The organism is Sulfitobacter aestuariivivens (assembly GCF_014763045.1).
GTDB classification, from domain to species: domain Bacteria; phylum Pseudomonadota; class Alphaproteobacteria; order Rhodobacterales; family Rhodobacteraceae; genus Sulfitobacter; species Sulfitobacter aestuariivivens.
Map to the genome: position 1 here is coordinate 146,127 of NZ_JACTAG010000002.1, position 23,916 is coordinate 170,042.

Genomic DNA, 23,916 nt, shown 5'->3' on the forward strand with positions numbered 1-23,916 from the left:
CCTCTTCATCTTTCAAGTAAACTCAAATCCGACAGCTCAACCCACGAACCGCCCTGCAATGTCCCCAGACATGTAAGACACCGCACCACCTGCAAAGGTTGCCGCCACGCGCCGCGACTGCGCCTCCAGCACGACAAAATCCGCCCGCTTGCCAATTTCCAACGAACCCCGATCGGTCAAACCCAAGACCCGTGCAGGCCCGGTTGAGATCAAGCCCCAGGCCCCCGTCATGTCCAGCACGCCGGTATCAGCCAGCATCAGGGCGGCTCGTCGGGGCGAGGGATAATGATAGTCCGACGCGATGGCATCACAATAGCCCATGCAAATGGCCTCTACCGCAGACATGTTGCCTTTGTGTGATCCCCCGCGCACCACGTTTGGTGCGCCCAGTACAACTCCATCCTGCGCCAGATGCGCTGCCTCGGCGGCTTCCGTCGTCTCTGGAAACTCGGCGATCTGCACGCCGCGCGTGCGCCATGCGGCACGCCCCTCTGCGGTGGTGTCATCATGGCTGCCCTTCCGAAGCCCCTCGCCCGGCAGCCGCGCGCAGAGTGCGTCAAGCGCGGCGGGCACCTCTGCCCGGCGTTCGTGCAGGCTTTGCACGTACGCCAGATGTTTTTCAGGACTTCGCCGCGCCTTTAGCGCCTGACCATTCAAGCTACGCGGAGGTTTGCCAGCGGCCAGCCGATCATGTGGCAAATGATCGTTAAAGACGATGTAGGGAATACGCCACTTTTCGATCAGTCCCGGCAAATCCTCATAGAGCGCCAGCAGATGCGTCTCGAACCGCAGTTGCGGTCGGATGTCTGTTACCAGCGTGGGTGCTGTTGCCTCAATCGCCGCAAACACCTGCTCTGCAAACTCAAGCCCCCGCATACCGCCTTCCCAGCTGACGAATTGCGCCAACATGGCTGTGGTAATCCCGTTGGCGGCTAGCTCGGCTTCGGTGGCGACCAGACCCTGATCCATTTGCTTCATGGCGCCGCGTCGCTGCGCCAGGTGCCGTTCGAACCCGTCGCCGTGCAGATCGATGATGCCCGGCAGGACCATGTACCCGGTCAGATCAACAGCCCGCCCCACAGGGCCATCCACAATATTGCCCCGCTCAAAGGACAGCCTGCCGTGCGCAAGTCCGTCAGGCAACAGGATCTCGGCCCCCGTCAGGTCAAGATCAATCATCGCTGTCCTCGGATCCGGTGATGCATTCCAGATCTTCGCAGCCGACGGAATCCAGCACGCCACCGATCCAGGTCATGTTGCGATCAAAGGTTCCATTGTTGAGAAACTCCATCGTCTGCGCGATCACACGTGGGTTATTCATCATGAAGGTATGGGTTACGGGCAGAACGATATGATCGTTCATCCCCGCAACCATGGTCGAAGACACCGACACCTTGCCGTCATCCGCCCCCGGAAGGATGGACGAAAAATAAGGATTGAGCGATTGCGTGCCCGCAATAATACCCAGCATAAAAGTCACCGGTGGCAGACTGCGCGGCAACGAATTCTCGCCTGTTCCCATCTGCAGTCCCGCGGGTCCGTTAATCCAGTCGAACCCTGCAAGATCGTTCAATTCATCAACAACCTCACTGCCCCGGTTTGGCGGGGCCAGCATCACCACCCGGCCCACGCGGTCCGGGCCCACATCAGCCACCCATTGCCGCACCAGAATACCGCCCATGGAGTGGGTCACGAAATCGACAGTTTCTGTGCCGCAGTCCGCTACAGCGTCAGGCAAGGTTCGTTTGACCAGTTCCTCGATCGGCGCTTCGGTCGAGGGATAGCCCGGGCGCACAACTCGGTACCCTTCGGTTTCAAGCGCGGCTTCCATCAAGGCAAATGATGTCTCTGTCCGCGCCAGCCCGTGCAACAGGATAACGCACCGCTCAGCCGCCTGAACAGGCAGCGCCATCGCAAGCAACAGCACGGACAGGGATATTGCACGCCACATCATCCTCCTGAGATAGACTGAAACCGCCACATGTGAAATGCTGCAGCGCAGATAACCTTGCGAAAGATCACGAACATGGGCCGAAAACCGCCGCGGATCGCTGTGCGCGCCATACTGGTGCACGCGCAAAAGCTGCTGATGGTCAACGCCTATGCGGATGGTCGTCTTGGCCTGATGTGCGCGCCCGGCGGCGGGGTTGAACCCGGCGCGTCACTGCCCGACAACCTGCAACGTGAAATCCATGAGGAAACAGGATTGCGCGTCACCGTCGGCGCGCCTTGTCTGGTCAATGAATTCCACGATCCCTACGGTGATTTTCATCAGATCGACATCTATTTTCGCTGTACGCTGCAAGGCTCAGCCAAAATCGATCCGGCCTGGCAGGATGCCGAAGCGATTGTTCATGATCGCCGCTGGGTGACCCGGGACGAGCTGCGCACCCTGCCGCACAAGCCCGATAGTCTGGGCGCCGTTGCATTCGACGCAGACACTGTGATCAGTTATGATCCGCTCGAACCGATCGTGCGGTGATCGCCCAGGCAATTCCGCCAACCACCATCGCCGCAGAAAGCACCAGAAGCAGGCTCAAAGGCTCATCCAGAAACAGCACACCGGCGACAATAGCAAGGATTGGCACGCTCAGCTGAACGATTGCCGCCGTCGCCCCCTCCAGTTTTGGCAGAACCGTGTACCATAGTGCATAGCCCAGCCCCGAGGTCACCCCGCCACAAAGGATACCCAGCGCCACGCCAGTATTGCTGATCGTGCCGCCCGCACCCAGCAGCATGACGACAACGATTGGCAGACACAAAAGAAAGTTCGCGGCCGTCGCCGCCAGCGGGTCAGCCGAACGCTTGCCTATGATCGTGTATGCAGCCCACCCCAGCCCGGCAAGCACCATCAACCCCGCTCCCACCGGGTCCGCAGCCCCCCCTGGCCCGGGCCAAAGCGCAAGAAATAGCCCACCAAAGGCGATCCCCGCGCCTGTCATTTGACGGCCCGTCGGCGCATTCCCTTTCAGCGCGCCATGGGCAAACATTGCAATCTGAACGACGCCGAAAAGGATCAACGCTCCAAGGCCCGCATCCAATGTCAGATAGGCCAGCGAAAATCCAACCATATAAACCGCCAGACTGATCGCTCCTGGTAACCGGTCGCGTCGCAACAACGGCAGGCCGCCACCGCGCAAAGCGATCAACAGCGCCAGAACCGACGCGCCCGCAGCCACACGCACCAGTGTAAAACGGGACGCATCAATATGGCCCCCGTCGATGGCCAGACGGGTCAGGATGGAATTTGACGCAAAGGCCATCATTGTCAGGCAGGTCAGAACGATCAGGCGCATGCCAAAGGCTTAGCCGCTGCACCACCTGACGCCAAGCGGCAATGGGCTGATGTTCTTCGGCCCACGCCTTTATCAGATCAGTGAAAAATGAACTCATCCTCGTCCGAGAACCCGGCCAGTAACATATCCACGTCGCCGGGGTCCATTACGTTCATCAACCGTGGCCTGTCCGGCAGGGTCTTTAGCAACTGCTGGCGCACCAATGAGACAACATTGCCCTGCACTTCAGCATCGGAAAGGGCCGCAACCAGACCCTCGCGGATGATCTCCCGCTGGTGCGCGGACTGAAGCTCTTGCATTTGTCGTTGACGGGCCAGCGTCATGGCATTGAGCATCGCCTGATTCAGCGCGGGGGCGTCCATATCTTCTTTTGTCAGAAAATCGTGGCATCCGCCCCGCATGGCGCGCACAGCGGTGTCTACCGCTGCATCCCCCGTTATCATGATCTTGCCCGCAGACGCGTTTCTGGGGTCGTCCAGCACATGCTGCAGCGCCTCCATGCCGTCGCCGACCGGCAATCGGTAGTCGATCATGATCAGATCATACTTGTTTTCCTTCACGGCTGAATCGAGTTCAGCGATGGTACCGACCTCATCAAGGTCGATCGCCATATCCGCCTTCTGGCTTAGTCGTCTGATCCGGGCGCGGTCGAAATTGCTGTCATCCAACAAAAGCGCGCGCACGGAGGTCGCATGCGGGAAGTCCGTCAACGTGGTATTTTCCAGGGGCACCGATTGAAACATTCTCACACCTCTTACATTCCTGTCCTCCGAAGATGACAAAGAGGCCGTGCCAAAAAGTTAACAGGCGCTGACGAAACACGTGCAATCTGACCCACATTTAAGCCAATTTCACCGACCTTTCAGTTGGCGCACAGCGGGCATGTGAGGCGCCGATACATGATGACCATTTGAGTTGAAATGTCGACACGACGTTGTCTGGTCTAAAGATTGCCCGGCCCTAATATTGACGTGCGGCGGGCAAGCGTACTTCCACACACGTGCCCTTGCCGTGCGGGGCGGCCAGCAGCCGCGCACTGCCTCCGTAGTGCGTTGCGATCTTGCGCACTGTCGCAAGGCCCATGCCGCTGCCTTCAACCTCGTCGCGGGGCCGCAGCGTGGTCATCGGCGCAAAGATCCTTTTGTTAAATCTCTCTTCCACCCCCGGTCCGTCATCGCAAACGCGGATCACGACCTGATCGCCCTTCGCCTGCGCAGACACAGTGATATTGCCTGTGTCTGCGTGATGGTGCTTGATCCCATTGCTGATAAGCGCGCTCAGCAACGTGGGCAAATCGCGGTTGCCAATCATCACGGTGAGGCCCGCCAGATCATGCCGAACATGAAACCCGGCTGGAATGCGCATCTCTTCCAGCACTTCTTCTACGGCGGCCCGAAGATCCAGCTCTTGTGTGGCTTGCAAGCGGCCGACGCGGGAAAAGGCAAGCAGGTCCACCAGCATCCGGTCCAGCCGGCCGGTATGGCGGTTCATCAGTTCAATTGATGTGGCAAGGGTTCCATCAACCTTGATCCCGGCCACCTCCAGATCTTCGGCGATCCATTGCGGCAATTCCAACAGGGCACGGACGGATGCGCGCACGTCGTGGCTGATCAAATAGATAAAGTCATCAATATCTGATGAAGCCTGTTCGGCGACATTCCCCTCCGCCGGCTCGGGTTGGGGGGCGGTCGTCTTATCCAAATCGACAGAAGGACGGATCATGTGGAGCCTCGCGGGGAAAATCCTGCAGACCTTACCGCGCGCACTGTTGCATTTTGCTTAATGCCCCGCATCCCGTTCTGATGAATGGATTTAAAGCGTTGTTAAGCCGTAAGGGCTAGATCCGTTTCTTGCGTGGCAGCAGGCCTGTCGCCACCTTTAAAAGGATGTCCATTGTGCCGCCACTACCTGGATTCTATAAGATCCTCATCATCGAGGATGATCGCGTCAGCGTCATGGCCCTGCAACGCGCCCTGCGCAAACTTGCGGTCCGCAACGACGTGCACATCTGCCACGATGGCATCGACGCCCTGTCATATCTGGCAACGGAAAAGGCCAGCGGCGTGCCCCTTTGCCCACATCTTGTGATCCTTGATCTCAACATGCCACGCATGGGCGGCCTGGAGTTTCTTGAAGCGATCCGAGACGATCCCCTTTTGGTGGATCTGCGCGTGCTGATCTCTTCGGGCGTTGAAATCCCTCAACGCGTGGAACAGGCGAACAGCCCACATGTCACCGGCCATTTGCACAAGGACAGACCATACGAGAGTCTCGAACAACACTTTGGCGCGCAGAAAGCCGTCTATCAAGGCTCTCTTCAACCAGAAGAATTGCGCTAAACGCCCCCTGACCGGCACAGAAAAGGGCGCGCCGCAATCGGCGCGCCCTTCGAAACTTTCAAGCTGATGTGCAGGGTTACCCCTGATTACATCATGCCGCCCATGCCGCCCATGTCGGGCATGCCGCCACCAGCGGCACCGCCGCCGTCCTTGGCTGGCTTGTCGGCAACCATGGCTTCGGTGGTGATCAGCAGACCTGCGATGGAGGCTGCGTCCTGCAGGGCAGTACGGACAACCTTGGCTGGGTCAATGACGCCGAACTTGAACATGTCGCCATATTCCTCGGTCTGCGCATTGAAGCCGAACTTCAGATCATCGCTTTCACGGATCTTGCCCGCCACAACGGAGCCATCAACGCCGGAGTTCTCGGCGATCTGACGCAACGGCGATTCCAGTGCCTTGCGCACGATGGTAATGCCGACGCTTTGGTCACTGTTTGCACCTTCAAGGCCCTCAAGCTTCTTGCCAGCCTGAACCAGTGCAACACCACCGCCAACGACGATGCCTTCCTGAACAGCGGCACGTGTCGCGTTCAGTGCGTCATCAACGCGGTCTTTGCGCTCTTTGACTTCAACCTCGGTCATGCCACCAACGCGGATGACAGCAACACCACCGGCAAGCTTGGCAACGCGTTCCTGCAGCTTCTCACGGTCGTAGTCAGATGTGGTTTCCTCGATCTGAGTGCGGATCTGGGAAACGCGTGCTTCGATCTCGGCCTTCTCACCGGCACCATCCACAACAGTGGTTTCGTCCTTGGTGATAGAGACCTTCTTGGCCGAACCCAGCATGTCCATTGTCACGGACTCAAGCTTCATGCCCAGATCGTCAGAGATCACCTGACCGCCGGTCAGAATGGCAAGGTCCTGCAGCATCGCCTTGCGGCGATCGCCGAAACCAGGTGCCTTCACAGCAGCAATTTTCAGACCACCACGCAGCTTGTTCACAACGAGTGTGGCCAGCGCTTCGCCTTCAACATCCTCTGCAATGATCAACAGCGGCTTTTGCGACTGAATGACCTGCTCCAAGAGCGGCACCATGGGCTGCAGCGAAGAAAGCTTCTTCTCATGCAGCAGGATGATGGCGTCTTCCAGCTCTGTTGTCATCTTGTCGGAGTTGGTGACAAAGTAAGGGCTCAGGTAGCCGCGGTCGAACTGCATGCCTTCGACGACGTCTGTCTCTGTTTCCAGACCTTTGTTTTCCTCGACGGTGATCACACCCTCGTTTCCGACCTTCTGCATCGCGTCCGCGATCTGACGACCGATTTCCGCTTCGCCGTTGGCAGAGATGGTGCCAACCTGCGCGACTTCGTCGCTGTCGGAAACTTCACGCGCCGCTGCCTTGATCGCTTCGACGACTTTGGAAGTCGCCAGATCAATGCCGCGCTTGAGGTCCATGGGGTTCATGCCAGCGGCAACGGATTTCATGCCTTCCTTGACGATGGCCTGGGCCAGCACCGTGGCGGTTGTTGTACCGTCGCCTGCTTCGTCATTGGTGCGCGAAGCCACTTCTTTGACCATCTGCGCGCCCATGTTCTCGAACTTGTCCTCAAGCTCGATCTCTTTCGCCACGGATACACCATCTTTGGTGATGCGCGGTGCGCCGAAAGATTTGTCCAGAACCACGTTGCGGCCCTTGGGGCCCAGTGTGACGCGCACGGCATCGGCAAGGATGTTCACACCCTTGAGCATCTTGTTGCGCGCATCGGTGTCGAATTTGACGTCCTTAGCAGCCATTTAACTTCTCCATTAGATTGGAATTTCTTGAGACTTCATGGTCGGGGCAGAAACCCCGTAGGCCGGGCTTCAGCCCGGCTTGCCTGTCAGGACAGGATCCCCATGATGTCGCTTTCTTTCATCATCAGCATCTCGGTGCCATCAACGGTCACCTCTGTGCCCGACCACTTGCCGAACAGGATGCGATCACCCGCCTTGACAGACGGTGCAATCAGCTCGCCGCTGTCCTTGCGTGCGCCGTCGCCAACGGCAACAACTTCACCCTCAGAGGGCTTTTCCTTGGCGGTATCGGGGATGATCAACCCGCCCGCAGTTTTCTCTTCGCTTTCGGTGCGCTTTACCAGCACGCGGTCATGAAGCGGTTTCAATGCCATCTTTGCAGCTCCTTAAAGGCTCAAAGTTTCTTCTCCCGGACTTCCCCTCCGTTCGAGAGGTAAGCCATTAGCACTCAACTTGACTGAGTGCTAACGGCGCATAGCTAAGCGCGACGTGACAGGCTGTCAACACGATGATGGCAAAAAATTGAGGGTATTCAGGGTCCGCACCCGCTTTGCTTGCGCGCGGCACTGGACTACTGTCGCGAGGTACCGGTTCGGGGAAAGGGACGCAATGCGAATTCTGGCGATGCTCATGATGATGCTGGTTCCGCTTCAGCTCTGGGCTGCCTGCGGCGGCGTTGATCTACGCCCCGAGCTTTCGGATGCACAACGCGCGGAAATTGCCGCCCGGCTCGACGGCGTACCTTTCACCCAAGGCAACCACTGGACCGCCACAAAAGGCACCCGCACGATCCACATCATCGGCACGATGCACGTCGACGATGACCGCATGCCGCAGGTCGCCGGCAGGCTGGCGGCAGTCATCCGACGCGCGGACACCCTGCTGGTCGAAGCAAACAGCGCAGATCAAAAGGCGCTGGAGCGCGAAATGGCCACCAACCCGGATCTTGCCTTTCTGACAGGAAAAACCCTGATCGACCTGATGCCCGCCGAAGACTGGAACGCCCTTGCCGCTGCCGCAAAGGCACGCGGCATACCCCCGTTCATGGCGGCAAAGTTTCAGCCCTGGTATCTGTCGCTGCTGCTGTCGGTGTCGCCCTGCGCCCTAAAAGAGATGCAAAAAGGCGGCGAAGGCCTGGACAAAAGGTTGATGAAAATCGCGGAAGATGCGGGCGTGCCGACACTTTCGCTGGAACCTTTCACAACCGTTTTCAATCTCTTTGCCCGCGACCCGCTGGAAGAACAGATCGCGCTCCTCACACTCGGCGTGCTGCCAGACAGGGTTTCAGAGAACGCAACAGCTACGCTGAAGGCGCAATACTTCGAGGAAGAGCATATGGCATCGATGGAAGTATCAAGAGTGGCGACGCGCCCGATGGTCGATCTGCCGCCCGCAGAGTTCGACGCCCTGTTTGATGACTTCATGGATCTGCTCGTGCGCCAGCGAAACGAAAACTGGATCACACCGATTGAGGCCGCTGAGGGCGACGTGATCGTGGTTGCGGCAGGCGCGCTCCATCTGGGCGGAACCCATGGGGTGCTGAATTTGCTGTTCCAGCGTGGGTACACCTTGTCGCGACAACCCTTTTAGGTTCAGGGCGCGCCCAGCACCCTGCCGCTGACACTAACGGCCTCTGCCCCCGCAGGCGTTAGACCATAGACACCCTTCTCGACCTTCTCGAACCAGCCATAGTGGTTGTCCCGCATCACCCGCGTGGCCGTCGCCACGCCGGTCTCACGCGCGACATCTGCTCCCTTGCTCGCGCCGATCTCAAATAGGTAGGCCGCCAGCTTCAGCGCATCCTGCCGGTATGCCGTGATCAACCCTGCCCGCGTCTGCCCCCCGTCGTTGGGGTCACCTTGTCGCCGCGCGAATTCGCGCAACAGCTGTTTTGTCCTCTTGAGTGACTTGCGCGGCGCATATGGCCCCGGATCGCAAAGCACCTCGACCAGACCATCCGACAGTCGCACAGTGATCACTCCCAAGCCCAGCCGCCGCGCCAGCGCCGTGTTTTCTTTCAACGTCTTGGCAAACCGCTTACCGGGCTGTCGCGCCACTGCCATATAGACATCGTCACTTACCCTGAGCCGCGCTATACACTGATGAAACAGCGCCAGCGAAAACCCCAGCTTCAGCTCCACCACCAGCGGTGGCTCAGCCCCGCGCAGCGCCACGACGTCCGCTGCCCCCACTTCGGATTTCACGACATAGCCCTGATCCTCGAGAAAGGATTTGATCGGCGGATAAAGATCTGTTTCACGGGGCTTGGCGGTCATGCACGCAGACTGCCCCATTTGCACAGGCCCTCCAAGCAAGAGTTGCAGGCGCACCCGACCCTTTACAGAGGCCGGCAAAGCGCGAGAAATAACTGACCCCCAGCCCGGTTTGCGTTAGAACCATCTCATGATGACCCGCGAAGACCTGTGCGCCTTTTGCGCCGCCCTGCCCCAGACAACTCATGTGGTCCAGTGGGGCAATGCGGATGTCTACAAGGTCGGCGGCAAGGTGTTTGCAATTGTCGGCATGGCCGATACGGGCGCAACCGTGACCTTCAAGGCCTCTGATCTGGCCTTCGAGGTGCTGTCAGACGCACCCGGCCTGCGCCCCGCGCCCTACATGGCCTCGCGCGGGCTGAAATGGATCCAGCACTATGCCCCACCGGGCCTGCCAGACGGCAGTCTGCAGGATCACATCAAGGCGTCCTACGATATGATCGTCGCCAAGCTTACGGCAAACAAACGCGCGGAACTCGGGCTTTGACAGCCAAGCAAAGGCCGGGTGGTGACAAGCCTCACACCCCCGCCTATAAGGCCCGCAAATCACGCACCCCGAGGCAAGGAAGCTCTCATGACCACGCTCGTATTCGGCCATAAATCCCCCGACACCGACAGCACCGGCAGCCCGATCATCTGGGCCTGGTATCTCAATCAGATCAAGGGCGTGGCGGCCAAGCCAATACTACTGGGCGACCCGAACACCGAAGCGCATTTTATGCTCGAGCACTGGAATATCGAAAAGCCCGAGATCCTGACCGACCTGGCCCCGGACACGCCTGTTGTGATCGTTGACACAAACAACCCCGCAGAGTTGCCCGACAACATCAACGACGCCGACATCCAGGGCATTATCGACCATCACCGCCTTGTTGCCGGTCTCGAAACCCGCGCCCCGATCGAAATCAATATCCAGCCTTTGGCATGTACCGCAACGATCATGTACAAGATGATCGGCTCAGACTGGTCTCAGGCGCCGCTCACCGTCAAAGGGGCCGCGCTCAGCTGCATCCTGTCAGACACGCTGGAATTCCGCAGCCCCACAACCACGCAGGAAGACAAGGCGATTGCCCATGCCATCGCAGAGGAACTGGGCGTCGACATCGCCTCATACGCCGCTGACATGTTCGCGGCAAAATCCGACGTCTCTGCCTTTTCCGAGGCGGAGCTGCTGCGCATGGACAGCAAGGAATTTGACCTTGATGGCACTGGCCTGCGTGTCTCCGTTCTGGAAACCACATCGCCTGCCTCTCTGCTTGACCGCAAGGATGCCCTGATGGCAGCCATGCCCGGCGTGGCAGAAGAAGACGGGGCCGCACAGGTATTGCTTTTCATCGTCGATATCCTGAATGAACAAGCCACACTGATGGTGCCCAACGACATGGTCAAACACATCGCCGAGCAAAGCTTTGGCGCGACCGTTCAGGGCGACACCGTGGTGCTGCCCGGCATCGTCAGCCGCAAAAAGCAGATCATCCCCAGCCTTAAGATGTAGGCACGCCCGCCAGCTGCTTGCCAAGCCACCACATTTGCATAGGCTCCTTTCCATAACCGGAGAGGAGCCTTTTGATGCCCACGGTGCTTTACGAACGCGATGGCCGCATCGCCCGCATCACCCTCAACAGACCTGAGGTGATGAACGCCATTGACGACGACATGCCGCGCGACCTCGCGGATGCGGTGGCCCGTGCGGACGCGGATCCGCAGGTCCATGTGATGATCCTGTCAGGTGCCGGCAAGGCCTTCTGCGCAGGGTACGATCTGGCGCATTATGCGGCAGACCCCGATAACAAAATAACGCAGGACATGCCCTGGGATCCGATGCAGGACTACCAGTTCATGTGGGCCAACACGCAGGCTTTCATGTCGCTCTTTCGCGCGATGAAACCGGTGATCTGCAAAATCCATGGATTTGCCGTAGCAGGCGGCTCGGATATCGCATTGTGCTGCGATCTGGTGGTGATGGCTGATGACGCACAAATTGGGTACATGCCGGCGCGCGTCTGGGGATGCCCGACCACCGCCATGTGGGTTTACCGCCTGGGACCGGAGAAAGCCAAACGCATGATGTTTACCGGCGACAGAATCACCGGCGTCGAGGCCGCCGAGATGGGGCTGGTGCTGAAATCGGTCCCCGCCGACAAACTGGGCGCAGAGGTCGAGGCACTGGCAACCCGCATGGCCTCCGTCCCAATCAACCAACTTGCCATGCACAAAATGGTCATCAACCAGACGATGGAGGCCACTTTGACCCAGACCCAACGCCTGGCAACAGTCTTTGACGGCATCACGCGGCACTCACCGGAAGGGCTGAACTTCAAGGCGCGGTCCGAAAGCGTTGGCTGGAAACAGGCCGTCGAAGAGCGCGATCAGGGCACGTTCGACTGGACCCGCAACCGTCAGATTCCCGGCAACAGCGAATGATCCGGCGCGCACCATCCCGGCCGACAGGCCCAGCCGCCGACGCGGCAATGAGTTTATTGGAAAGATGAAACAGACCCGACCTTCATCTTTCCGATTAAACTCAAATCCCGACGCAAGCCGCACAGGATAAGCCCACGGGTGGTGTGCACAGACCGGTTTCATCCCACTTTGAAATCCCGTAAGCGGAACGCGAACCCAAAGGACGCGGCCCATGACCCAGATCATTGAACACCTTTCCGAGATTTCCGACCGTTATGATGCGCTCTTCGTGGACCTCTGGGGCTGCGTGCATAACGGTGTCAAAGCCTTCCCCGATGCGGTCGCTGCCCTGCGCGCCTACCGCAAGCGTGGTGGCAAGGTCGTGCTGGTCACCAACGCACCGCGCCCCCGCAAAGGGGTGATGCAGCAACTGGCACATTTTGAAGTGCCTGACGATTGCTATGACACCATCGCCACATCGGGCGATTCCGCCCGCTCGGCCATGTTTCAGGGCGCTGTCGGCCAAAAGGTCTGGTTCATCGGCCAGCCACACGACATGCCCTTTTTCGAACCGCTCAGCCTATTGGACAATCCCATAGAGATCACCCGCGTTCCGTTGGATCAGGCACAGGGCATTGTCTGTACCGGCCCCGAAGACCCCCATGCCGATCCCGAAGCCATGCGGCCCCATTTCGCTGTCGCACGCGACCGCGGGATGAAGCTCTTGTGCGCCAACCCCGACATCGTCGTGGACCGGGGCGAACAGCGCGAATGGTGCGCGGGTGCCCTGGCAAAGCTGTATTCTGAGATGGGGGGCGAGAGCCTCTATTTCGGCAAACCCCATCCGCCGATCTACGATCTGGCGCGGCGCAGACTGTCCGCCCTTGGAGCCGACATTCCTGACGGGCGCATATTGGCCATCGGGGACGGCGTGCTTACAGACATCGCCGGAGCGATGGGCGAGGACATTGATTCTCTGTTCATCACCGGTGGGTTGGCAGCCGCTGAGACCAAAACCAGCAATCAGCCCGACCCGGATGCGCTAACCGCTTACTTGCAAAGAGAAATGTCTGCGCCGACCTTTTCAATCGGATTTTTGCGCTAGCCATTTTCCTCTTGATTTTCTGCATCTGCAAAGTAATAAAGTTGCCAATCAGATCGACTGGTTGGCATATTATTACTTGAAGGTGGCTCATGTTGGACAATCTCCCGCGCGGCACAATCGTTATCGAAGACATCGAGATCGGGATGTTCCGCTATATCCGCAAGCAGGTGACGGACGAAGATATCGAGATGTTCGCGACCATCTCCACCGACCGCAACCCGGTGCACCTCGACGACGATTATGCTCAGGACACGATCTTTCAGGGCCGCATCGCCCACGGGATGCTGACGGCGGGTCTGATCTCTGCCGTGATCGGGGAACAGCTGCCCGGCCACGGCACCGTCTATCTGGGCCAGTCGCTCAAGTTTCTCGCGCCTGTGCGCCCCGGCGACGTGGTCTATGCCGAGGTCAAGGTGACCGATATCGATCCGGCCCGTCGTATCGTGCGGATGGATTGCCACTGCTCGGTCGAGGGCAAGAAGGTGTTGGTAGGCGAAGCTACGGTGCTGGCCCCATCGCGCAAATTCGACTGAGAACGCCCGCAGCCCATCGCAGATGAGTTTATTGGAAAGATGAAGCAGGGGCGGCTTGCCTCTGTTCCGTGCCACGGCTAGGCAAGGCCCATGAAGATCATGCGCGACTACCAGTTTGTGGATGCGGCAGATCGCGGCGCAAGTGCCGCGATTGGCAATTTCGACGGCGTGCATCGCGGGCATCTGTCGGTGATCGACCTCGCGCGCAAGGCCGCGCCGGATGCGCCCTTGGGCATCGTCACGTTCGAGCCCCATCCACGTGAATTTTTTGCGCCCGATGCGCCTCCCTTCCGCCTGATGAGCGCCGATGCGCGGGCGCACCGGCTCGAGAAAGTGGGTGTTCAGCGGCTCTATGAATTGCGTTTCGATGCCGGGCTTGCCGGCCTTACCCCGCTGGAATTTGCCCGCGATGTGATCCATGCTGGCTTGGGCCTGCAGCATGTCGTCGTTGGCGCTGATTTCTGCTTTGGCAAGGGTCGGGCCGGTACAGCAGAACACCTTGTCGCGTTTGGCAAGCAATTCGGATTTGGCGTCACGATTGCCCCCCTGATGGCAGAGGGCGATCAGACCGTATCGTCCACCGCAATCCGGCGCGCTCTGAGCGACGGCACCCCGCGCGAAGCCGCGGCGATGCTGGGGCACTGGCACCGGATCGACGGTCAGGTGCTGCATGGCGAAAAACGCGGGCGCGAACTGGGTTATCCGACGGCCAACATGTCGATCGACGGGCTGCATCCGCCCGCCTTCGGGGTTTACGCGGTTCTGGTCGATGTATTGGAAGGACCGCATGCAGGTACCTATCAAGGCGTTGCAAGCCTTGGTGTGCGGCCCATGTTTGGGGAAAACACCGCCAACCTGGAAAGTTTCCTCTTTGATTTCAAGGGCGATCTATATGGCACAGCGCTTTCTGTGGCGCTGGTTGAACATCTGCGGGGGGAAGAAAGGTTTGACAGCCTCGATGCCCTGATTACCCAGATGGATGCTGACAGCACCCGCGCTCGTAAAATACTGGGCGACCTGTGACTGACCCGATTCCCCGCAACGGTTTGCGTCCCCGTTTCTGGGAAGACATCCCCATGAAACGCATGACCAACGCGGAATGGGAGGCGCTCTGTGATGGCTGCGGCAAATGCTGCCTCAACAAGTTGGAAGATGAGGACAGCGGTGACGTGGCGCTAACGCGCATCGCGTGCCGGTTGCTGGACGATGCGACCTGCCTGTGCGCGCATTACCAGAACCGTCATCAGTTCGTTCCCGACTGTATTGTCCTGACACCCGATACGATTGCAGGTCATATGTATTGGCTTCCTGAAACCTGCGCCTACCGGCTGATTTTCCAGAAAAATCCGCTTCCCGACTGGCATCCTCTGATCAGCGGCAGCCCCGAAAGCGTTCATCGGGCCGGTATCTCTGTGCGCGGTCAAACGGTATCTGAATTCGACACCCCGTTCGAAGAATGGGAAGACCACATCATCGAGGAGAACACCTGATGTTCTTTGCATCCGACAACGCGGGGCCCGTACATCCCCAGATCATGGACCGGGTCCTGCGGGCAAACGACGGCTTCGCGCTGCCTTATGGCAATGATCCGATCATGGACGAGGTGCGCGCGGCCGTCCGCCAGACCTTTGAGGCACCGGACGCAGCGGTCTATCTGGTGCCGACAGGAACAGCAGCGAACGCGCTGGCTCTGGCCACCTATTGCCAGCCGTGGAACACAATTTTTTGCGCAAAGACCTCGCATATCCAAGTGGATGAGTGCAACGCGCCGGAATTCTTCGCGGGCGGGGCGAAACTGATCCTTGTCGGTGAAGCAGAGAAAATGTCGCCCGACACCCTGCGCGCAGCAATCGAAATGCAGGATCCCACAGACGTCAGCATGGCGCAGCGCGGGCCCGTATCGATCACCCAGGTGACAGAACGCGGAACCGTTCATTCGCTGGACGAACTGCAGGCGCTCAACGCAGTGGCAAAGGACTATGGCCTGCCGGTGCATCTGGACGGCGCACGGTTTTCCAACGCCGCTGTCGCCCTGGGGTGCAGCGCCGCTGAGATGACATGGAAGGCCGGCGTTGATGTCGTCAGCTTTGGTGGCACCAAGAACGGGTGCATGGGCGTCGAGGCGGTTGTGTTTTTTGACCCCTCCAAGGCGTGGGAATTTGAGTTGCGGCGCAAACGCGGGGCGCATCTGTTTTCCAAGCACCGCTACCTGTCCGCCCAAATGGCCGCGTATCTGGAGGACGATCTATGGCGCGACATCGCACAGCTTGCCAACGACAATGCCGCCTATCTGGCGCAGGGCCTCACCGAACGCGGGATCACCTTTCTGCACAAGGTCGAGGCGAACATGCTCTATCCGCTGATTCCGCGCGCTGTGCACCGCAGACTGGACACCGCAGGGGCGCGGTATGAGCGGCACGCAGGCCTGGAAGGCGACGCGGATGCGTTGATATCGGCGCGGCTGGTGTGTGACTGGTCAATCAGCCGCGAGGATATCGACCGCTTTCTCAGCCACTTCTAGGCCATCAGCCGCGCGCCATCACAGCCGCAATGTGATCGGCAACAGCCCGGGCGTGGGTGATCGGCCCCATGTGCCCTGCCCCCTCGATCACAAGGTTTTCTGCATTGCCCAGACGCCGCGCCAACCCGTCGTTGGTCGCGATGATGACAGGCAGGGCATGCTCGCCCCGCATCACTGCTGTGGGAATGCGGACCGCCTCAAGAACACCGGGGCGCAACAAGCCTTCGGTGTCATCAAACAGAAAACCGTGCGTGCCCGGCACCACATGAATGGCCCGGACCATGGCGGCGCGAGCCCGCTCGGGCAGGCTGTCCCATTTGCCGGCCCCGCTCCACATCCGGTTGAACGCGCGCGCGCCCACGGCGCTGTCCCCTTGTTCCATGGCCTCGAAAAAAGGCGCGGCATGCTGGTTATGCGAAACCATGCTCTGCGGGTCGTCTTCCTGTGCGACCGCAAAGAACACCGGCTCGAACATCGTCAGGCTGCGCACTCGCTCAGGATGCGCGACGGCGATCCGCAGTGCCGTCGCCGCCCCAAAGGAATGGCCGATAACGTCCATCGGCTCTGCGTCCATCACCCCAAGGGACGCCGCATAGACGGTGTCAGAGAAATCGCTGACGCCGTCCCAATCCGCACTCTTCCCATGGCTGGGCATGTCGGGTGCCACCAGCGTAACACTGTCGCCCAATTGCCGCGCGATCCCTGCCCAGGCCCCGCCAAAGGCCAGCGTGCAATGCAACGCCAGCACGCGGCGCGGGCCGCTGCCAAGGGTCGAGACATGTGGCGTAAACCCCGGTTGGGCGGTCACAGCTTTCCGGCCAGATGCAAATCAAGGTCTTCCAGTTTGTCCTGACCCCAGAACCGCTGATCTTCGACGATATAGAACGGGGCGCCAAAGACACCGGCATCAACCGCTTCTTCAAGATTGCGGGCATAGGTCTCTGCCCCGACAAGCATCCCGCTGTCGGCAAGACCAGGATCGAACCCCGCTTCGGTCAGGCACGCCCGTACCACGTCATCCTGCGCGATATCCTTTTCATCCGCCCAGACACTGCGCGTGATGACATGTGCCAATTTGCCCAGATCACCCCCACCTGCGTTCTGAGCCGCGATAAACGCATAGGCCGCAGGTGCCCCGTTTGTCGGCCAATGCGCCGGTTGCAGGTTAAAAGGCATCCCCTGCTTTCTTGCCTCACGTGGCATGGCCTGCGCGCGGTATTCGATCCGGCTGATGTGCCGATCCTTGGGCAAGGTGCCGCCGGTTCGGGAAAACGCAGTGATCAAGTCAAAGGGCTTGTAGTTGATGTCAGCCCCGTATTTGGCCGCGACCTCCTCCAACCGCTGCCCGGCCAGGTAGCAATAGGGAGAAAGTGTTGCGAAATAATAGTCTATGGTGGCCATTTAGGCATTCCTTCGGGCTGATTGCTTTGCCGTAGGGTAGCTGCGTGTTAAGCGGTGTTCAACGACACGAATCTGTCATCTCTTCGCTGCCACGGAGCCCCCATGCCACGCACATCCGAGCCCAAACTCATCTCCGGCAATGCCAATATGCCACTTGCAAAAGCCATCGCACGGCGCATGTCGCTGCACAGGGGGGTCAATGTGGGTCTGGTCGACACCCGGGTAGAGCGGTTCAACGACGGGGAAATCTTTGTCGAGGTGTTTGAAAACGTCCGAGGCGAGGACATGTTCATCATCCAGTCTACGTCAAACCCGGCCAATGACAACCTGATGGAGCTGCTGATCATGGCGGACGCGCTCCGGCGCTCTTCCGCCACACGTGTGACTGCGGTCCTGCCCTATTTCGGGTATGCCCGTCAGGACAGACGGACCAAGGCCCGCACGCCGATCACCGCCAAACTCGTGGCAAACATGCTGGTCGGCACCGGGATCGAACGCGTGCTGACCATGGATTTGCATGCGGCACAGATCCAGGGTTTCTTTGATATCCCCGTAGACAACCTTTATGCCTCGCCCGTCTTTGCGCTGGATATCAAGACGCATTTCAAGGACCAGATGGGCGACCTGATGATCGTATCACCTGACGTCGGCGGCGTGTCGCGCGCCCGCGAACTTGCAAAGCGCGTGAATGCACCGCTGTCCATCGTCGACAAACGGCGCGAAAAACCCGGCGAGGTCGCGGAAATGACCGTCATCGGTGACGTGAAAGGCAAGACGTGCCTCATTGTCGATGACATCTGCGACACTGCCGGCACCCTGTGCAAAGCCGCCGAAGTACTGCTTGAGAATGGCGCCAAAGAGGTCCATTCCTATATCACCCACGGCGTCATGTCCGGCCCGGCCGTCGACCGGGTGACCAATTCAGTAATGAAGTCACTGGTAATCACCGACAGCATCGCCCCGACGCCGGAAATCAAGAAAGCCGAAAACATCCGCATCGTCCCCACCGCCCCGATGTTTGCACAGGCGATCCTCAATATCTGGAACGGCACATCCGTCTCATCGCTCTTTGAGGCTGATACACTCGGCCCGATCTACGATGGCATGTACGCGGCAGAGTAACTGTCCCACCACGTCGCAAAGCCTATTCAATCAGGCCCTCCAGGGTCCTTGAGCGCCTTGCCTGCCTCAAATGCACGATCCAAAAGCGCCTCACGCCTTTTCTTCGATCCTTTCGAGCCGTTAAGGACCAACAACTCCCTAGTGCGAAACCCGAAGTAGCCGAAAGCTCCCTTCAGCCACTGGGTCTCAATCGCCTGCTGATACCCGCACTCCTCCATTTCATCCGACCGCGCCCCGGCGGGCACCAGAAACACGCCTGTGCGCGGACGTTGAAGAGAGAGCTCCGGGTCTTCAAGCTGATCATAGGCCCAGCCCCAGGACCAGACCCTGTCCACCCACCCTTTGGTCATCGCTGGCATGCCCCACCAGAAAAGGGGGAATACGAAACAGATCGCATCCGCGCGCGCGATGCGGGTCTGTTCGCGCTGCACATCTGCCGGCGGCACACCCGAACGGTCGCCCTCTATGTCAGCAAGGGTCCAGCGCGGGTCAAAGCCCTCAGCGTGCAAATCCGCCAGTTCAACCCGGTGCCCCGCAGTCTCGGCCCCGGCACTAAAGCGCGACGCGACAGCGGCGCTGAACGCGCGCGGGTCCGGATGATCCAGAACGACAAGCACCTGCATTGGCTGCATCCTTTTATCCGCAAACAAGCGCCCTAGACTACATCCCAGTCGTCCGTGTCGGCCATCTCGCCAATCGCCGTCCAGGCAATCCGAACCCGCGCAACACGCGTGTCACCCCAAGTGCGAAACACCATGTCAAAGCCTGACTTTGTGATTGCCTCGGGCTGAAGGTCGACACGCATTGTGGTGCTTGCATCCACGTCCCACAACGACAGCGCCAACTGCACGTTGGGTGGTGCCCTGTAGCTTTCCGAAAACCGGATATGGCGACGACGCTCGCGCTGACCACGGCCTGTCCACATCTCGCCGCCGTCTTCGTAGTCTGAGAACAGGACAACTTCGCCACTGTCCACGCCTACCGTGTGACTACGCAACTTCCTCATCTCAGAATTGTTTTTCTCAATGCCTCAACCCGCTTACGTAAAGTCTAGGTCGGAACCGGGCCAAGGGGAAGAGGCCATGCCCGCGGGCGAAGTTTTGGGCGGAAGATATGGTCTTGACGTCTGGTCGCCGGCGGAATTCTGCAGCTTGCAGTTGCATGTACGTACCCTGCCGCCTTAGCCTTGGGTAATTTGGTCTCCCACAGAACCGGAAAGGCGTCTGGATGTTTCGCACCCTCATCCGCATGTTGCTTGTGCTGCTGGTCCTCGCGATTGGCTATCTGCTGTTCTGGCCGGTGCCCGTCGCACCGGTGGCCTGGCAGGCCCCGAAAAGCACGGGCTACACGGGGGCCTATGTGCCCAATACCGCACTCGCCGATCTGCAAAAGCAGGCCATTCTTGGCCGTCACGGGCCCGAAGACGCAGCGATTTCCTCAAACGGAACCATCTATATCACCACCGAAGGCGGCGATGTTCTGGCCCGCAGCCCCGAGGGAAACATGATGGTTCATGCAGAAACTCAGGGCCGACCGCTGGGGATCGAGGTCGACCCGGACGGGGTGGTCTGGGTGGCCGACGCCTATCTGGGGCTGACCCGGATCGGGCCGGATGGGCCAAAAGTCGTCGCATCCCAAACAGTCGAAGGCGACCCGATACGTTATGCCAACAGCCTGGATTTCGCGCCCGACGGGGCGGTCTGGTTCTCGGATGCCTCGACGAAATTTGGCGCCAGAGAATGGGGCGGCACCCTGCAAGCCTCCTATCTTGAGATTCTCGAGCACGGATCAACCGGGCGCCTGCTGCGCTACGATCCCGCGACGGGCGATACAGCGGTCATGCTCGAAGGGATCAGCTTTGCAAATGGCGTGGCCATGGGGCCGACGGGGGAATGGCTGCTGTTCGTAGAGACAGGCGCCTATGCGGTGCGGCGACTTTGGATCGCCGGGGAACGCGCGGGCGAGGTCGAGGACGTGCTGACTAACCTCCCCGGTTTTCCCGACAACATCAAACGCGACACACAGGGCGGTTTTTTGCTGGGCCTCGTCTCCCGGCGTGCGCCAGCTGCCGATTTGGCGGCGCCCTACCCCTTCCTGCGCAAAATTTTGCAACGGCTTCCAGTGGCGTGGCGGCCCAAGGCGGTCAGCTACGGCTTCATCCTGCACCTTGACGAAACGGGACGTGTGACCAAGACATGGCAAGACCCGTCAGCAGGCTATCCGCTGACCACCGGGGCCGTGCGCGCGGTAGACGGGGGACTTTGGGTGACGTCCCTGAGTGCGGATTGGTTGGGACGTTGGGACGCGCGGTAACTCGAGCGATTTCGGCAAGCCGGAACGATCGCTCTTGTTCTGCTGCATATGACTGCCGCGCAAACAGAGCTGCCATTTGCATGACAATGGCTAAGGAGTGCTTTCAGAAAGGCTCCAACCGAACAACAGCTTTTGCCCATTATCGAGACTTACTTGATATTAACATTCATCCGGTCCACATATAGCAACGGAGACAAGCAACATGGCAGAACGCAAGAACGAAAAGGCTCAAGGCAAGAAGGTCGTGTTGGGCACCTACCAAGTTGCACGCGAGTCGAAGTCTGGTCAGGACATGGTGACAAAAGCGATGCCGCGACGCTCATTCAGTGGGGTTGACGCCAAGACGGATGTTGTTTCTGAGAAAAAGAGCGACCTTGCGGTCATCAAGGAAAGCTTGTCGCAAGCTGAAATGGACAAACTGATTGAGCTGGCCGGCGACGATATTCAAGACGTTCTGGACAGGCTCAAAGATCGTTAATGCCTCTATATCAGGTAACTTGGCGTGATACGCTAAGCGTTTACCGACGCGCAATGAAAGTCGATGACCCATTGCCCTATATCTTGAACGAGGACGCCATTCGTGGGGCCATAGCGCGGCCCTACGCAGAGTTTGCCGGGGTAGCACCTTATCCGACTCTTCACGAAAAGGCCGCCGCGCTAATGCACGGCGTTGCCAACGCACACGGTTTCGCTGATGGCAATAAGCGTACAGCTGTTTTGCTTACGTTGGTATTCATACGTGCAAGCGGCTATGAAATGGAACCTGCCGCAAGAGCAAAATTGGATGACGTTGTGGTCGATCTTGTGACCGGCGACCGCTCCCAAGAAAGCGTCGCGTTCTGGTTGAAAATCGTGGTTACATGAGCCGCCAACTGTCTATTGCAAGCTACCGAGCCGTAAGCAGCCTTAAGCATTGATCACTACGGGTTCAAAGCCGCCAAGCGAAGCATGAAATGAAAAAAGGCCCCGCCAAAGCGGGGCCTTCAATCTCTCAGTCAGCCAGCACTTACTGTCGCGCCGACAACCCGATCTCGTCGCCCATCGCGACCATGTCGGCCATCAGCTTGGCGGCGTCATCCACCGGGCCGGGCTCATTCTGGAAATTCTCCTGCGCCTTGGAGTAGAGGTTCTTGGCCTCTTCCATCATCTCGTCCATGTGCTCTTGCGTCATGTCGCCCTTGGGCAACGCGCGCTCTGCCAGCACCGAAATCCCACGACTGCTGATCTCGGCAAAACCGCCGGTCACGACATAGTCCATCGTGCCTTCCGGCCCCTCGACCTTCAGCACACCAGGACGCAACGTCGTGATGACCGGTGCATGGTCGGCCATGGCCGTCATGTCACCCTCAGCACCCGGAATAAGGACGCTGGTGGCCTCGGTTGAGGCCAGCCGCCGTTCCGGCGACACCAGATCGAATTGAAACGTGTCTGCCATTGGGTCTGCTCCTTAGGCTGCGTCTGCGGCCATTTGCTCGGCTTTCGCCTTCACTTCGTCGATGCCGCCCACCATGTAGAACGCACCTTCGGGCAGGTGGTCATATTCACCGGCCACGACCGCCTTGAAGCTTTCGATGGTATCGGCCAGCGGGACCTGCACACCGTCAGAACCGGTGAACACTTTCGCCACGTCGAACGGCTGAGACAGGAAGCGCTGGATCTTCCGGGCACGGGCCACGGTCAGTTTGTCCTCTTCGCTCAGTTCGTCCATCCCGAGAATCGCGATGATGTCCTGAAGCGACTTGTAACGCTGCAGGATCCCCTGAACGTCGCGGGCCACCTGATAGTGCTCTTCACCCACAACAGCCGGGTCCATCAGACGCGATGTGGAATCCAAAGGGTCCACCGCAGGGTAGATGCCCAATTCGGAAATCGCACGGGACAGAACCGTTGTCGCATCAAGGTGCGCAAAGGACGTCGCTGGCGCAGGGTCGGTAAGGTCGTCCGCGGGGACATAAACCGCTTGCACGGAAGTAATCGAACCGGCCTTTGTGGAGGTAATGCGTTCCTGCATCGCGCCCATGTCGGTGGCCAGCGTCGGCTGGTAGCCCACAGCGGAAGGGATACGACCCAGCAGAGCGGACACTTCGGACCCGGCCTGCGTGAAGCGGAAGATGTTGTCGACAAAGAACAGAACGTCGGTACCGGACTGGTCGCGGAACTGTTCGGCCAGTGTCAGGCCTGTCAACGCCACACGCATACGCGCACCGGGAGGTTCGTTCATCTGACCGTAAACCAGCGCCACTTTGGACTCTGTCAGGTTGTCAGGCACGATCACGCCGGACTCGATCATCTCGTGGTAAAGGTCGTTGCCCTCACGGGTCCGTTCACCCACGCCCGCGAACACGGAAAAGCCCGAGTGCACTTTGGCGATGTTGTTGATCAACTCCATGATCAGAACAGTCTTGCCCACGCCGGCACCGCCGAAGAGGCCAATCTTGCCGCCCTTGGCATAAGGCGCCAGCAGGTCGATCACCTTGATGCCGGTTTCCAGTACTTCGGATGTGGTGGACTGCTCTGCGAACTCAGGCGCGTCTGCGTGGATCGAGCGATGCTCGTCCGCCTCGACGGGGCCTTTTTCGTCCACGGGCTCACCCACGACGTTCATGATCCGGCCCAGTGTGGGGTTGCCCACGGGGATCGAGATCGGCCCGGCGGTGTCAGTGACCTTTTGACCGCGCACGAGCCCTTCGGTGGCGTCCATCGCAATGGCGCGCACGGTGTTTTCGCCAAGGTGCTGAGCCACTTCAAGGATCAGCGTCTTGCCGTTGTTGTCTGTGGTCAGCGCGTTGAGGATCTCCGGCAGGTTTTCCTCGAACTGCACGTCAACGACAGCGCCGATGACCTGGGTGATTTTGCCGACTGCGTTTGCCATGTCGT

At 59.4% G+C, this 23,916-nt stretch carries 29 protein-coding genes; 15 read left to right on the forward strand and 14 right to left on the reverse strand.

Annotated features, from left to right (window positions below; genetic code table 11):
• Positions 1-36: 36 nt before the first annotated feature.
• Positions 37-1,179: an alpha-D-ribose 1-methylphosphonate 5-triphosphate diphosphatase gene (locus H9Q16_RS10455; protein WP_191075378.1), complete on the reverse strand. Its 1,143-nt coding sequence runs from the start codon at positions 1,177-1,179 to the stop codon at positions 37-39.
• Complete coding sequence (locus H9Q16_RS10460) at positions 1,172-1,951, reverse strand: alpha/beta fold hydrolase (RefSeq protein WP_191075379.1); 780 nt, start codon at positions 1,949-1,951, stop codon at positions 1,172-1,174. Before H9Q16_RS10460 ends, H9Q16_RS10455 begins: the two co-directional genes overlap by 8 nt.
• Positions 1,952-2,026: 75 nt before the next feature.
• Here H9Q16_RS10460 and H9Q16_RS10465 point away from each other — a divergent pair, with 75 nt between their 5' ends.
• Positions 2,027-2,482 carry an NUDIX domain-containing protein gene (locus H9Q16_RS10465; protein WP_191075380.1) on the forward strand — a complete coding sequence of 152 codons (456 nt, stop codon included), beginning with the start codon at positions 2,027-2,029 and terminating at the stop codon, positions 2,480-2,482.
• Here H9Q16_RS10465 and H9Q16_RS10470 read toward each other — a convergent pair.
• From H9Q16_RS10470 to H9Q16_RS10480, 3 genes are all read right to left on the reverse strand, one after another.
• Positions 2,448-3,296, reverse strand: a complete 849-nt coding sequence (locus H9Q16_RS10470) for a DMT family transporter (protein WP_191075381.1) — start codon at positions 3,294-3,296, stop codon at positions 2,448-2,450. The genes H9Q16_RS10465 and H9Q16_RS10470 overlap by 35 nt on opposite strands.
• Positions 3,297-3,373: 77 nt before the next feature.
• Entirely contained in the window at positions 3,374-4,039 is a 666-nt protein-coding gene (locus tag H9Q16_RS10475; protein ID WP_191075382.1) for a response regulator, read from the reverse strand.
• A gap of 217 nt (positions 4,040-4,256) precedes the next feature.
• Positions 4,257-5,018: a sensor histidine kinase gene (locus H9Q16_RS10480; protein WP_191075383.1), complete on the reverse strand. Its 762-nt coding sequence runs from the start codon at positions 5,016-5,018 to the stop codon at positions 4,257-4,259.
• Between the two features lie 173 nt (positions 5,019-5,191).
• Here H9Q16_RS10480 and H9Q16_RS10485 point away from each other — a divergent pair, with 173 nt between their 5' ends.
• The gene (locus H9Q16_RS10485) at positions 5,192-5,635 is read left to right on the forward strand and encodes a response regulator (RefSeq protein ID WP_191075384.1); all 444 of its coding nucleotides are present in this window, start codon (positions 5,192-5,194) and stop codon (positions 5,633-5,635) included.
• Positions 5,636-5,721: 86 nt separating this feature from the next.
• Here H9Q16_RS10485 and groL read toward each other — a convergent pair whose 3' ends face one another.
• Positions 5,722-7,368, reverse strand: coding sequence for a chaperonin GroEL (gene groL, locus H9Q16_RS10490; protein ID WP_191075385.1), 1,647 nt, complete (start codon positions 7,366-7,368; stop codon positions 5,722-5,724).
• Positions 7,369-7,454: 86 nt separating this feature from the next.
• Positions 7,455-7,742: a co-chaperone GroES gene (gene groES / locus H9Q16_RS10495; RefSeq protein WP_191075386.1), complete on the reverse strand. Its 288-nt coding sequence runs from the start codon at positions 7,740-7,742 to the stop codon at positions 7,455-7,457.
• A 235-nt stretch (positions 7,743-7,977) separates the two neighbouring features.
• Here groES and H9Q16_RS10500 point away from each other — a divergent pair, with 235 nt between their 5' ends.
• Entirely contained in the window at positions 7,978-8,958 is a 981-nt protein-coding gene (locus H9Q16_RS10500) for a TraB/GumN family protein (protein ID WP_191075387.1), read from the forward strand.
• Between the two features lie 2 nt (positions 8,959-8,960).
• On the opposite strand, the gene H9Q16_RS10505 is transcribed toward H9Q16_RS10500, so the two are convergent.
• Positions 8,961-9,644, reverse strand: coding sequence for a DUF2161 domain-containing phosphodiesterase (locus H9Q16_RS10505; protein ID WP_191075388.1), 684 nt, complete (start codon positions 9,642-9,644; stop codon positions 8,961-8,963).
• Positions 9,645-9,774: 130 nt separating this feature from the next.
• On the opposite strand from H9Q16_RS10505, the gene H9Q16_RS10510 reads away from it, so the two are divergent.
• From H9Q16_RS10510 to H9Q16_RS10545, 8 genes are all read left to right on the forward strand, one after another.
• Positions 9,775-10,128: an MmcQ/YjbR family DNA-binding protein gene (locus H9Q16_RS10510; protein ID WP_191076775.1), complete on the forward strand. Its 354-nt coding sequence runs from the start codon at positions 9,775-9,777 to the stop codon at positions 10,126-10,128.
• Between the two features lie 87 nt (positions 10,129-10,215).
• Positions 10,216-11,136, forward strand: a complete 921-nt coding sequence (locus H9Q16_RS10515) for a manganese-dependent inorganic pyrophosphatase (protein ID WP_191075389.1) — start codon at positions 10,216-10,218, stop codon at positions 11,134-11,136.
• Between the two features lie 74 nt (positions 11,137-11,210).
• On the forward strand, positions 11,211-12,065 hold the full coding sequence (locus H9Q16_RS10520) for a crotonase/enoyl-CoA hydratase family protein (RefSeq protein ID WP_191075390.1): 855 nt from the start codon (positions 11,211-11,213) through the stop codon (positions 12,063-12,065).
• Between the two features lie 211 nt (positions 12,066-12,276).
• Positions 12,277-13,149 carry a TIGR01459 family HAD-type hydrolase gene (locus H9Q16_RS10525; protein ID WP_191075391.1) on the forward strand — a complete coding sequence of 291 codons (873 nt, stop codon included), beginning with the start codon at positions 12,277-12,279 and terminating at the stop codon, positions 13,147-13,149.
• An 89-nt stretch (positions 13,150-13,238) separates the two neighbouring features.
• Positions 13,239-13,682 carry a MaoC family dehydratase gene (locus tag H9Q16_RS10530; protein ID WP_191075392.1) on the forward strand — a complete coding sequence of 148 codons (444 nt, stop codon included), beginning with the start codon at positions 13,239-13,241 and terminating at the stop codon, positions 13,680-13,682.
• 90 nt (positions 13,683-13,772) lie between these two features.
• Positions 13,773-14,705, forward strand: coding sequence for a bifunctional riboflavin kinase/FAD synthetase (locus tag H9Q16_RS10535; RefSeq protein ID WP_191075393.1), 933 nt, complete (start codon positions 13,773-13,775; stop codon positions 14,703-14,705).
• Entirely contained in the window at positions 14,702-15,172 is a 471-nt protein-coding gene (locus tag H9Q16_RS10540; protein ID WP_191075394.1) for a YcgN family cysteine cluster protein, read from the forward strand. The genes H9Q16_RS10535 and H9Q16_RS10540 overlap by 4 nt, the downstream gene beginning before the upstream one ends.
• Positions 15,172-16,203 carry a threonine aldolase family protein gene (locus H9Q16_RS10545; RefSeq protein WP_191075395.1) on the forward strand — a complete coding sequence of 344 codons (1,032 nt, stop codon included), beginning with the start codon at positions 15,172-15,174 and terminating at the stop codon, positions 16,201-16,203. Before H9Q16_RS10540 ends, H9Q16_RS10545 begins: the two co-directional genes overlap by 1 nt.
• Positions 16,204-16,207: 4 nt before the next feature.
• Here H9Q16_RS10545 and H9Q16_RS10550 read toward each other — a convergent pair whose 3' ends face one another.
• Positions 16,208-17,011: an alpha/beta fold hydrolase gene (locus H9Q16_RS10550; RefSeq protein WP_191075396.1), complete on the reverse strand. Its 804-nt coding sequence runs from the start codon at positions 17,009-17,011 to the stop codon at positions 16,208-16,210.
• Complete coding sequence (locus H9Q16_RS10555; RefSeq protein WP_191075397.1) at positions 17,008-17,604, reverse strand: 2-hydroxychromene-2-carboxylate isomerase; 597 nt, start codon at positions 17,602-17,604, stop codon at positions 17,008-17,010. Before H9Q16_RS10555 ends, H9Q16_RS10550 begins: the two co-directional genes overlap by 4 nt.
• A 102-nt stretch (positions 17,605-17,706) precedes the next feature.
• On the opposite strand from H9Q16_RS10555, the gene H9Q16_RS10560 reads away from it, so the two are divergent.
• Positions 17,707-18,726 (forward strand): ribose-phosphate pyrophosphokinase, encoded by a 1,020-nt coding sequence (locus H9Q16_RS10560; protein WP_191075398.1) that lies wholly within the window; start codon positions 17,707-17,709, stop codon positions 18,724-18,726.
• Between the two features lie 26 nt (positions 18,727-18,752).
• Here the strand turns inward: H9Q16_RS10560 and H9Q16_RS10565 are convergent, their stop codons facing one another.
• On the reverse strand, positions 18,753-19,349 hold the full coding sequence (locus tag H9Q16_RS10565) for an NAD(P)H-dependent oxidoreductase (RefSeq protein WP_191075399.1): 597 nt from the start codon (positions 19,347-19,349) through the stop codon (positions 18,753-18,755).
• Between the two features lie 32 nt (positions 19,350-19,381).
• A complete protein-coding gene (locus H9Q16_RS10570) occupies positions 19,382-19,732 on the reverse strand; it encodes an H-type lectin domain-containing protein (protein WP_191075400.1) in 351 nt (116 codons plus the stop codon).
• Between the two features lie 221 nt (positions 19,733-19,953).
• Between H9Q16_RS10570 and H9Q16_RS10575 the strand changes: the two genes are divergently transcribed.
• The 3 genes from H9Q16_RS10575 to H9Q16_RS10585 all read left to right on the forward strand — a co-directional run bounded on the left by H9Q16_RS10575 (position 19,954) and on the right by H9Q16_RS10585 (position 21,903).
• Positions 19,954-21,039 (forward strand): SMP-30/gluconolactonase/LRE family protein, encoded by a 1,086-nt coding sequence (locus H9Q16_RS10575; protein ID WP_191075401.1) that lies wholly within the window; start codon positions 19,954-19,956, stop codon positions 21,037-21,039.
• A gap of 202 nt (positions 21,040-21,241) precedes the next feature.
• Positions 21,242-21,517: a hypothetical protein gene (locus H9Q16_RS10580; RefSeq protein WP_191075402.1), complete on the forward strand. Its 276-nt coding sequence runs from the start codon at positions 21,242-21,244 to the stop codon at positions 21,515-21,517.
• 53 nt (positions 21,518-21,570) lie between these two features.
• Positions 21,571-21,903, forward strand: a complete 333-nt coding sequence (locus H9Q16_RS10585; protein WP_191075403.1) for a type II toxin-antitoxin system death-on-curing family toxin — start codon at positions 21,571-21,573, stop codon at positions 21,901-21,903.
• Positions 21,904-22,045: 142 nt separating this feature from the next.
• On the opposite strand, the gene H9Q16_RS10590 is transcribed toward H9Q16_RS10585, so the two are convergent.
• Positions 22,046-22,474 (reverse strand): F0F1 ATP synthase subunit epsilon, encoded by a 429-nt coding sequence (locus H9Q16_RS10590; protein ID WP_191075404.1) that lies wholly within the window; start codon positions 22,472-22,474, stop codon positions 22,046-22,048.
• Between the two features lie 12 nt (positions 22,475-22,486).
• Complete coding sequence (atpD, locus tag H9Q16_RS10595) at positions 22,487-23,911, reverse strand: F0F1 ATP synthase subunit beta (protein WP_191075405.1); 1,425 nt, start codon at positions 23,909-23,911, stop codon at positions 22,487-22,489.
• Between the last annotated feature and the right edge of the window lie 5 nt (positions 23,912-23,916).

Coding starts and splice junctions, on each gene's coding strand:
- H9Q16_RS10535 (WP_191075393.1), top strand. CDS start 13,773: ATGAAGATCATGCGCGACTACCAGTTTGTGGATGCGGCAGATCGCGGC.
- H9Q16_RS10520 (WP_191075390.1), top strand. CDS start 11,211: ATGCCCACGGTGCTTTACGAACGCGATGGCCGCATCGCCCGCATCACC.
- H9Q16_RS10510 (WP_191076775.1), top strand. CDS start 9,775: ATGACCCGCGAAGACCTGTGCGCCTTTTGCGCCGCCCTGCCCCAGACA.
- H9Q16_RS10555 (WP_191075397.1), bottom strand. CDS start 17,604: ATGGCCACCATAGACTATTATTTCGCAACACTTTCTCCCTATTGCTAC.
- H9Q16_RS10525 (WP_191075391.1), top strand. CDS start 12,277: ATGACCCAGATCATTGAACACCTTTCCGAGATTTCCGACCGTTATGAT.
- H9Q16_RS10580 (WP_191075402.1), top strand. CDS start 21,242: ATGGCAGAACGCAAGAACGAAAAGGCTCAAGGCAAGAAGGTCGTGTTG.
- H9Q16_RS10475 (WP_191075382.1), bottom strand. CDS start 4,039: ATGTTTCAATCGGTGCCCCTGGAAAATACCACGTTGACGGACTTCCCG.
- H9Q16_RS10590 (WP_191075404.1), bottom strand. CDS start 22,474: ATGGCAGACACGTTTCAATTCGATCTGGTGTCGCCGGAACGGCGGCTG.
- groL (WP_191075385.1), bottom strand. CDS start 7,368: ATGGCTGCTAAGGACGTCAAATTCGACACCGATGCGCGCAACAAGATG.
- H9Q16_RS10455 (WP_191075378.1), bottom strand. CDS start 1,179: ATGATTGATCTTGACCTGACGGGGGCCGAGATCCTGTTGCCTGACGGA.
- H9Q16_RS10575 (WP_191075401.1), top strand. CDS start 19,954: ATGTTTCGCACCCTCATCCGCATGTTGCTTGTGCTGCTGGTCCTCGCG.
- H9Q16_RS10505 (WP_191075388.1), bottom strand. CDS start 9,644: ATGACCGCCAAGCCCCGTGAAACAGATCTTTATCCGCCGATCAAATCC.
- H9Q16_RS10530 (WP_191075392.1), top strand. CDS start 13,239: ATGTTGGACAATCTCCCGCGCGGCACAATCGTTATCGAAGACATCGAG.
- H9Q16_RS10585 (WP_191075403.1), top strand. CDS start 21,571: ATGAAAGTCGATGACCCATTGCCCTATATCTTGAACGAGGACGCCATT.
- H9Q16_RS10515 (WP_191075389.1), top strand. CDS start 10,216: ATGACCACGCTCGTATTCGGCCATAAATCCCCCGACACCGACAGCACC.
- H9Q16_RS10545 (WP_191075395.1), top strand. CDS start 15,172: ATGTTCTTTGCATCCGACAACGCGGGGCCCGTACATCCCCAGATCATG.
- H9Q16_RS10470 (WP_191075381.1), bottom strand. CDS start 3,296: ATGCGCCTGATCGTTCTGACCTGCCTGACAATGATGGCCTTTGCGTCA.
- H9Q16_RS10570 (WP_191075400.1), bottom strand. CDS start 19,732: ATGAGGAAGTTGCGTAGTCACACGGTAGGCGTGGACAGTGGCGAAGTT.
- groES (WP_191075386.1), bottom strand. CDS start 7,742: ATGGCATTGAAACCGCTTCATGACCGCGTGCTGGTAAAGCGCACCGAA.
- H9Q16_RS10465 (WP_191075380.1), top strand. CDS start 2,027: ATGGGCCGAAAACCGCCGCGGATCGCTGTGCGCGCCATACTGGTGCAC.
- H9Q16_RS10480 (WP_191075383.1), bottom strand. CDS start 5,018: ATGATCCGTCCTTCTGTCGATTTGGATAAGACGACCGCCCCCCAACCC.
- H9Q16_RS10460 (WP_191075379.1), bottom strand. CDS start 1,951: ATGTGGCGTGCAATATCCCTGTCCGTGCTGTTGCTTGCGATGGCGCTG.
- atpD (WP_191075405.1), bottom strand. CDS start 23,911: ATGGCAAACGCAGTCGGCAAAATCACCCAGGTCATCGGCGCTGTCGTT.
- H9Q16_RS10500 (WP_191075387.1), top strand. CDS start 7,978: ATGCGAATTCTGGCGATGCTCATGATGATGCTGGTTCCGCTTCAGCTC.
- H9Q16_RS10565 (WP_191075399.1), bottom strand. CDS start 19,349: ATGCAGGTGCTTGTCGTTCTGGATCATCCGGACCCGCGCGCGTTCAGC.
- H9Q16_RS10560 (WP_191075398.1), top strand. CDS start 17,707: ATGCCACGCACATCCGAGCCCAAACTCATCTCCGGCAATGCCAATATG.